Below are 7,719 nucleotides of genomic sequence, written 5' to 3' on the forward strand. Positions count from 1 at the left end.
GTCCTCTTTTTCGTTTACTCATAGGTCTAATTTCGGGTGTTAGTCCCCTCGTAGACCAGCCTAAATCATCAATAAGCTACCTGCTCCGTTTTGCGGGACCACTATAGTCACCATCCCAACAGCTTTAGCCCCATCACCCATAAACACTCCCTCTTTTAGCGTCGGGCCCTGTGGGTTGCCGTGCGATAGCACCAACTTTACGTCTGCGTACAAATCACAGTTCGATCCCACTGTCACATTGGGCGCAATGATGATTCCTGACGGGTGGGGTAAACGTAATCCAGGGCCAATCTTAGCATGTTTACTAACCTCAATTCCAAAGAACCAAAATAGGATCTTAGCTACGGGGAAGGTTGGTAACTTCTTCTCACCGCACCATTGCTGTAAGCGAATCAAGAACAGAGCATGAACACTATTCAAAATGAGACATAAGGCCAAACGCTTGAGCGAACCGCAAGGTTCGTAGTCTCGAAGGTTCCTCTGAAGGTCGGCTTTGAAGTAGCTGAGCATCGTTTAATTATATCGTTGCCATAATTGTTTGTAGGCTTGGAGAGCTTGATCCGCAGAGCCCACGGGCGCGCAGAACTGCCCAGACAACCAATTCAAATTCGCAGCACTTGGCTGCCACAGCAGAACTGCCAACACATTGAGTAAGATCTCTCGAGGATATCGAAACACTTTCCCGCTCAAGCATCCTTTGGGGCCGAATGAGCGAAGACGAAGCAACATGTTCTTCAGCGCGAAGGTCTCAGGGCACTTGTCTCCCGCTCTCGAATAACTCTGAGGGTCAGAAATCTGATATTCTAAGCGGCGGCTTTCAATATGGCGCCAAACTTCCCAAGCCAGCTGGCTCACTTCTCTGTGACGCGCTTCAAGTTCCTCTTTCGAAACCGTACTCAATTGTGGATGTAACTTAAAATCGACCGCCACGAGGTGATGGGTAAGGATGTCCTGCATCGGCAGGTCCGCAGCCGACAGAGTTTTCAAATTCTCGTGCCGCTGCACACAGCTCCAATGATATTGACCATGGGCACAAAGTAAGGCATCTCCAATCGCTAGCTGAGCCTTAGCTATATTGCGAGTAACAAAGTCCGTGTCTTCCTTACTCAGCTTGTCATGCTGTAATAAATCTTTTGCAAAAAGTAAGCCGCTAAAGCGATTCATCATCAAGCGAGTCGCCTCGTGCAGCGGGATTTTGGACGCGTCCTCATGATGAGTGAATTCTGATCCAGCTAACACTGCATCGTCTCCCACTGTCACTTGGTGGCCGCAGAGCAGGTCGTAGTAAAACATGTTCACTTCACTGGAAGCTAAGGCTCGCAATGATGAAATTTTAAATTCTACTTCGATACCGACCTCTTCGGTCATTTCATGTTCGAGGTGATGGATCGCATCATGATACTTCCTCTCGTTGAGTCGAGGTGAGCCTTTGATGTAGAGGAAGAACTCTAAATCATTATACGGTAGATCTTGCTCATTTTCTTTAAAGACTCCTCCTTCTCCACGCCCATAACCACCAGCTAGAATCAACGCTTCTAACTGAGAGTCAGGAACAATCTCTTTCACCTTTTCCCCAATCCTCTCACAAGAGGATGCAAGCATCGTTTCCAAGGCCTCTGATCCATCTCGTGTGTAGCGTTGTTTCTGCATGTTCATTAGAGGGTGGTTTGATGGTGTTCTTCAGCGAGTTGATAGATTTTCTCAAGACGGGCATTGATTACAGACCAATCGTAGTTAGCTTCCGCATTGCGTTTCCCTGCATCGCCTATAGACTGAGCCTGCGAACAGTTCGCATAGAGCGTGGTCATATGTTGGGCTAATTCCAGATCTGCTTGCTCAGAAGCCACATCAAAGAGCAGCCCATCCTCTTGATCGGTGATCAGGGTTTTGAGCCCCCCCACTCTGCTGGCGATGACTGGGCAACCAGCGCACCACGCTTCTAACACTACAATACCAAAAGGTTCGTGTCTGGAGGCCAGCGTGAATAAGTCTGCTGCATGGTAGGCATTCACTAATAAGGGGTCATCATTTTCCAGCGACAGGAAATGCACAGCTTGTTGGAGGCCATGTTCCGCAATGTAGCTCTCAAGCTTGGCCAGATAGTCTGGCTGAGTCACTGGCCCAATCAGCACTAACTGTGAGTCTTGTTGGTCGGCATGGAACCGTTGAAATGCTCTAAGCAGACACAATTGATTCTTTTGAGCGTCAATACGCCCGATACTAACGATCAAGAAGTCTGACTCCGCGATACCTAGACGCTTACGAAGCAGAAACTTATCGCCTGAAGCAAAGCGCTGAAAATCGACTCCATTGGGTAAATACGATACCCTATCGTGCGGTAATTCTTTACGAGCTGTATCGGCTTCGTTTTGACCAACACAAATCACATGGTTTGCCTCTGTTAGAACCTTGCGCGATCCCAAGATAGCACCAAAAGGCTTTCCCCACTCGATCTTACCTTTGATCGGCGCTGTCAGAGTCTTGAGCTCATCACCTGGCACATCGAAGGTTCCTCCGTGCAGCGACACCACGTAAGGCTTCTTCGTCATCTTAGCTGCTGTGCGAACTGTACCCCCAAGACGCTTCAAAGCATGTGCATGAAAGATGCGCGTATTTTCTACCTTACACAGCCCGCGCAAAAGGGACAGCGAGAGCAAATTGCCGCCCTTCTTATCGAGAGCCATCTTTTGCTCATCGCTGAGACCAAAAAATGGATAAATATGAGAAAAGCGCGACACTGGGATACCTTGAATGAATTCTTCTGGCACCCGAGCAAGGGCCATTGAGGTGATGATTCGTGGATCATACCCACAAGCTTTCTGCTGCTTAGATGTTTCCAAAATTACAGTCTCTGTGCCTCCCCATTCGTGTGAGACATAGCGCCGCGGCACATGGATGATACAGTCAGACTTCATTTCTTCTCAGCGTGATCGCGAACAGCCTGCTCCATCAGTTTGCAGATGTGAGGGATATGTGTGATATCCTCAGGGACTTGGTCGGTATTACTAAATAGAGTGGCGTAGCTCTGTGGATCCGTCGGGTGATAGCCGTGCATAGCGCGAATGGGACGTTCCCCCATATGGCTTGGCACGATTAAGATGCCCTCTTCAGCCAACCAGATTAGCTCTCCAAAGTCGCCGCCTTCAAAGTAAGCTCGGTAGCGTTGTAACTCTTCTTTAGGCATTGTTCTCCCCTCTGGTATCGAATCCAACAAGGATTCAATTTTCTCTCTAGAACCCGGCTTCAAGAACCAAAAGCGGGCCATGGTACTATCGTACACCACAGCATAGTCCACTCCAAATTTCAACCCTAGCTCATCGACTTTGGCACGTAAATCGAGAAGCACATCACAGTTGGCCATGCCATGGTCACTAAAGACGTGTAGGTCCACATGCTTGTAGTGTTGCTTAGCTAAGTCCATTACTTCACCAATCCATTTCTCGTAATGGTCTAACTTGAGCGGGATCTCGGGAGAGTCATTCCCCACCATGTGCAACAAGCCATCCAATCCAGCCCAATACTGAAAGGCAAAGTCAATGCGTTCAGTCTCGATATCTGCTTTCAATTGGCGAAGGTGCTCCTCCTCGGGCGCAAGCGTGTCAGTAACATAGTATGGGACTTTAGCGGATTCCAGCACATCAAAAATATTTGCCCCACGATTCATCCCATTAGGTTTTAGTGGGCTTTTCTTCTCAGTGAAATCAAATAAATGAATGTACTTAAAAGGGATGTTATACAGATCGAAATATCCTCTGAATCCAAGGCCTGTCTTAACTAACTTTGTCAGAATCCGCCTCACTATGCGGCGACTGGTGATAAAGGTGGGCAACCATCGGAGTATACTAAGTGATCTAAAAGGAGAGTTTTCCGGATCATAAACAAAGTAACACCAGTTGTAATGCTCATCAGGCCATCTCCCTGAGAGAATCGAGGGTACGCAGGTTGAACTATAGCCAAACACGCTTTCTAGTTTACGCCTGTGAGGAGCTATTTCTGAGAGAAAATCATGATTCTTCACAATTTCCCATCCACAAGCATCAATCATGATGAATAATGAGAGGCGATCTTTCATAGAGTTTTGGAGGTTATTTTATTGATCGTTGAGAGCAGACTGATAGGGCTGAATGGCTTAGTTAGAAAGGCAGCAGCACCACTAGCTATAGCCTCTTGCTCAGTTAAGGCGTGACTCGAGGCTGTCAGAATAATAACCGGGACACCAGATGTTTCAGGATCAGACTTTATCGCCTCTAAAACTTCAAGTCCATCCATCCCAGGCATATTGACATCTAAAATTGCTACATCTGGCAGATTTTCTCGGACTTCATGTAAAGCTTTCTCACCATCTACGGCGAACCTTGCGGAGTGACCGTCTCTCTTCAAAATTAGCTCTACTAGCTTCACGAAATGCGGTGAATCTTCAGCGATAAGAATTTTTGCCATATTACATTATACTATATTATATTGGGGAGATGCAGTCATAACGATGTAAGTTTGATCATCGGCACGTGTCTCTGCTGCGTTATTCGCACCCAACCTTAATTGGATGCGTCGCTTAAGCTCTTGCAGAGTTGAACATTCAGACGCTATAGACTGAAACCAGCTGGTAACAGCGTCCTCACTTTCGAAGCCTAACTTTCCATTTCTTGAATCAGTAAAGCCATCAGTGTATGCTAACACTTTGGTGTTTGAAGTAAGAGGAATAACATGCTCGAAATATTCAGGTGCCTTCTCAAGTCCCAGAGGCGGATTACTAGGAGTTGCTTCTGTTACCTGGTCGGTTAGAACTATAACGGGGCAGTGGCCAGCGTTGGCTATGCGAATTTCTTGCTTACTAGGATTCAAAATACCTATCGAGATGGTAACAAACATTTCTAATCTATCAAGATCTTCGTACATTAATCTTGCCACCACACCTAACAATTCTGCTGGCTTGAGAAGATCACTAGTTACTGAGCGAATCACTGAGCGAATCACTGAACGAGTCACTGCAGCTATGACGCTTGCAGCAACCCCTTTCCCCATCACATCAGCTATAACAAAGAAATAACCCACATCAGGCAACGTTATGATATCGTAGAAGTCTCCTCCAACAGAAAGAGCACTCTGACATTCTCCATCGATTTCAGCTCCATGCATAGGTAATGGAGCTTTGGGCAATAATGAGTTTTGAATATTCGCTGCGAGCTGAATCTCATGTCGCGCGACACTGGATTGAATTGCTTCTTCCTCGTGCTTAAGACTTAATGTATGCTGGGTGAAAAACTCTGCAAAAGTATGAATCATATTAACTTCACCAGCATTGAATTGACCTGACCCAGTTACACGAGCCAAAGTAATCGATCCGATCAGTACCCCATCAAAGTAGAATGGGTGCACCATACCTACCATCGCTTGGCCATTGCCAAATTCGTTAATTTCACCATCAATCCATCGATCCGAGCGCTCATCTATAGCTGTCAATTCGATGTCTATTGGTGGGACATCAGAAATACCGCGATGAGCAATAGTCTCCATTCTTCCATCTTCACGGGAGATGCGCAGCAAGCCCACCGAAGTTGAAGTGCTCTTACTCAGGTGCGCGAGTAAACTCGATGCAAATTCATCCAACGATTCAGCCTCACGAGCTTCCACAATAAAATGAAATATTGAAGCCAAACTCTCATAACAAAATAGAAGTTCCTCAGTCATAGCTGTAAGGGTAGACTCAAGATCTTCCTCAGCAATATGATCGGATTTATAATTTCGTTCTAGCTCCAGTATATTGACAGTCTCACTCTTACAATAACTTCTGGCATCTGTAAATTCTTGGATTAAGAATAACCCTCGACCACTCTCATCGCTTTCAGGTGGAAGGCTGACGTCATCTGGCCACTCAAAGCCGGGTGAGCGATCTTTTATCCTGACGATTACTTTTGTAGGTGTAAGTGTTGCTAAGACATCAAGATCGTCGCCAGGAGAATGTATAGCAAGATTGTTCCCAACTTCACTGATGACTAATTCCCAAGCGGTAATCTCAGACTCGTGAATATTGTATTTTAATAGAAAATCTCTAATTCCTATAGATATATCTCTTATGGACCTTAGGTCCGCAGGGCCATGCCAGTGCCATGACCGCGCTGAATGAGATATGCAAAGAGCTTCCATGAATAGAAAAAGGGAGAATTAGGAAACAATTACGAGAATTCGGTGTAAATGCGTTAATTCAATCAGTTGAACAACCGAACTCGTTGGAGACAAGATGCGAAACTGGCCACCTCGTTCTTTCGTTAACTTTTGCAACGATATTAATGCTCCCAGTCCACTTGAATCAATAAAGTTGAGTGAGTTAGCATCTAGATCAATATTCGCAATAGTGGGTGTCATCCGTTTTTTAACTTCCTTTTTGAAGCCACCCGCGGAGCTAGCGGTAATTTCCTCGACCTCGGAAATTAGAAGTGTCTGGTTCGTTTGTTCAATGTTCATAATATTATTGTTTCATTTCAGCATGCGTTTGAGGCCTGAGAGAATAATATTTCTCTTCCATAATAGAGTAGGTTTAACAGCAAAAAGAGCTGCATGGGCTCGAGCTTGATCCCCCCAAGGGCTCCGGCACCCTTCGGCCTCAGGCGAAGTGAATAATGCTGGCGGAACTTTGAACCATAACTTTTCAAACTCTGAAGTAAACGTAGCAGCTTCGTCCGGACTAAGCGGCGGATTACCGACCCACGCAAAGTGCCCTGTTACAATACGCAGCATCCTCGGCCAGTACTTCCAAATCGACCTAAATGCTGAAAACTCTATGTAGTGAACACAGCTTGCTTGAGAGGCCTCATTTGAATTTAGTACAGCTCTATGCACTTCATAGAATGGCTGCCCCCGCAGGAATGAGAAAAGGTATGCAATAGCCACAACTGGAAACGTCAAAGCAATTGCGATAACAGCCACCAATCGGTCAGAAAAGGAAATCTGATAAGCATATTCGTTCTTCAAGTTAGATAACAGAAAATCATCCACCACCTTCACGAAGGAGTTCCTTTGATGATTCAAGATACCAACACCTGAGGCAATTGAATTTTCCAGGTTTGTCATCTTCCCCAGATATGTATCAGAACATACGACGGAATTACGTATCGACGCATAATCATCGATGATAACATTATTCTCGATAAATGAATTTGCCAACACTTTGGCATGAGCTCCGACTAGAGAATGGTGCCCAATCCAACATGGCGGCTCTAGTACAGCAGTCGGAGCGATTCTTGTGTGGATACCGGCCCAAACCCCAGGTTGAATTTCCCGCACATTGAGCTGATTTTTCAGAAGATGTGAATACAAACTAACATGTGCTTGGAACCACGCAGCAGAACTCAGAAAAACAGGGATACCAGAGGCTAGAGGAAACGACTGTGGCGATAGCACTTGATCCTCTTTTGCCACGAACTCTAAAGTTCGGACTTCAGCTACGGATGGCTCAGAAGCGACACTTTGAACTTCAATATCCACCCCCCAAGTGAAGCCATCTCCAACAAATTCCCTTATTTTATTGGGAGCCGCAGCGACCATTAGAATAACTCGCCTATATCCATCTGCAGCTAGGGCATGAATGACGTGATCAATATATGCCTTGCCGAGAAAATGAGACAAGATAAGTGGGTTCCCATCATCCAGCTCAGAAAGCCCGTGACGCTGGTCTGGACATATGAAGTAACATGTTTTCATACCCCTCCTTTCCCAAATATG

The 7,719-nt window shown here is 45.9% G+C and carries 8 protein-coding genes; all 8 read right to left on the reverse strand.

Annotation, left to right across the window (positions count from 1 at the left end; genetic code table 11):
- Positions 1–60 precede the first annotated feature (60 nt).
- Positions 61–510 (reverse strand): serine acetyltransferase, encoded by a 450-nt coding sequence (locus ABGY95_RS12600; RefSeq protein WP_347442038.1) that lies wholly within the window; start codon positions 508–510, stop codon positions 61–63.
- A 3-nt stretch (positions 511–513) separates the two neighbouring features.
- On the reverse strand, positions 514–1,650 hold the full coding sequence (locus ABGY95_RS12605; protein ID WP_347442039.1) for a hypothetical protein: 1,137 nt from the start codon (positions 1,648–1,650) through the stop codon (positions 514–516).
- Between the two features lie 5 nt (positions 1,651–1,655).
- Entirely contained in the window at positions 1,656–2,915 is a 1,260-nt protein-coding gene (locus ABGY95_RS12610) for a glycosyltransferase family 4 protein (RefSeq protein ID WP_347442040.1), read from the reverse strand.
- Positions 2,912–4,072: an alkaline phosphatase family protein gene (locus ABGY95_RS12615; RefSeq protein ID WP_347442041.1), complete on the reverse strand. Its 1,161-nt coding sequence runs from the start codon at positions 4,070–4,072 to the stop codon at positions 2,912–2,914. The genes ABGY95_RS12610 and ABGY95_RS12615 overlap by 4 nt, the downstream gene beginning before the upstream one ends.
- Positions 4,069–4,440, reverse strand: coding sequence for a response regulator (locus tag ABGY95_RS12620; protein ID WP_347442042.1), 372 nt, complete (start codon positions 4,438–4,440; stop codon positions 4,069–4,071). Before ABGY95_RS12620 ends, ABGY95_RS12615 begins: the two co-directional genes overlap by 4 nt.
- Positions 4,441–4,446: 6 nt before the next feature.
- A complete protein-coding gene (locus tag ABGY95_RS12625; RefSeq protein ID WP_347442043.1) occupies positions 4,447–6,144 on the reverse strand; it encodes a SpoIIE family protein phosphatase in 1,698 nt (565 codons plus the stop codon).
- An 18-nt stretch (positions 6,145–6,162) separates the two neighbouring features.
- On the reverse strand, positions 6,163–6,462 hold the full coding sequence (locus tag ABGY95_RS12630) for an STAS domain-containing protein (protein WP_347442044.1): 300 nt from the start codon (positions 6,460–6,462) through the stop codon (positions 6,163–6,165).
- A gap of 12 nt (positions 6,463–6,474) precedes the next feature.
- Positions 6,475–7,719, reverse strand: a 1,245-nt coding sequence (locus ABGY95_RS12635) for a hypothetical protein (RefSeq protein ID WP_347442045.1), incomplete at its 5' end; no start/stop codon positions are given.

Origin of the sequence: Rubritalea sp. (genome assembly GCF_039830215.1) — a bacterium.
Lineage (GTDB): Bacteria > Verrucomicrobiota > Verrucomicrobiia > Verrucomicrobiales > Akkermansiaceae > Rubritalea.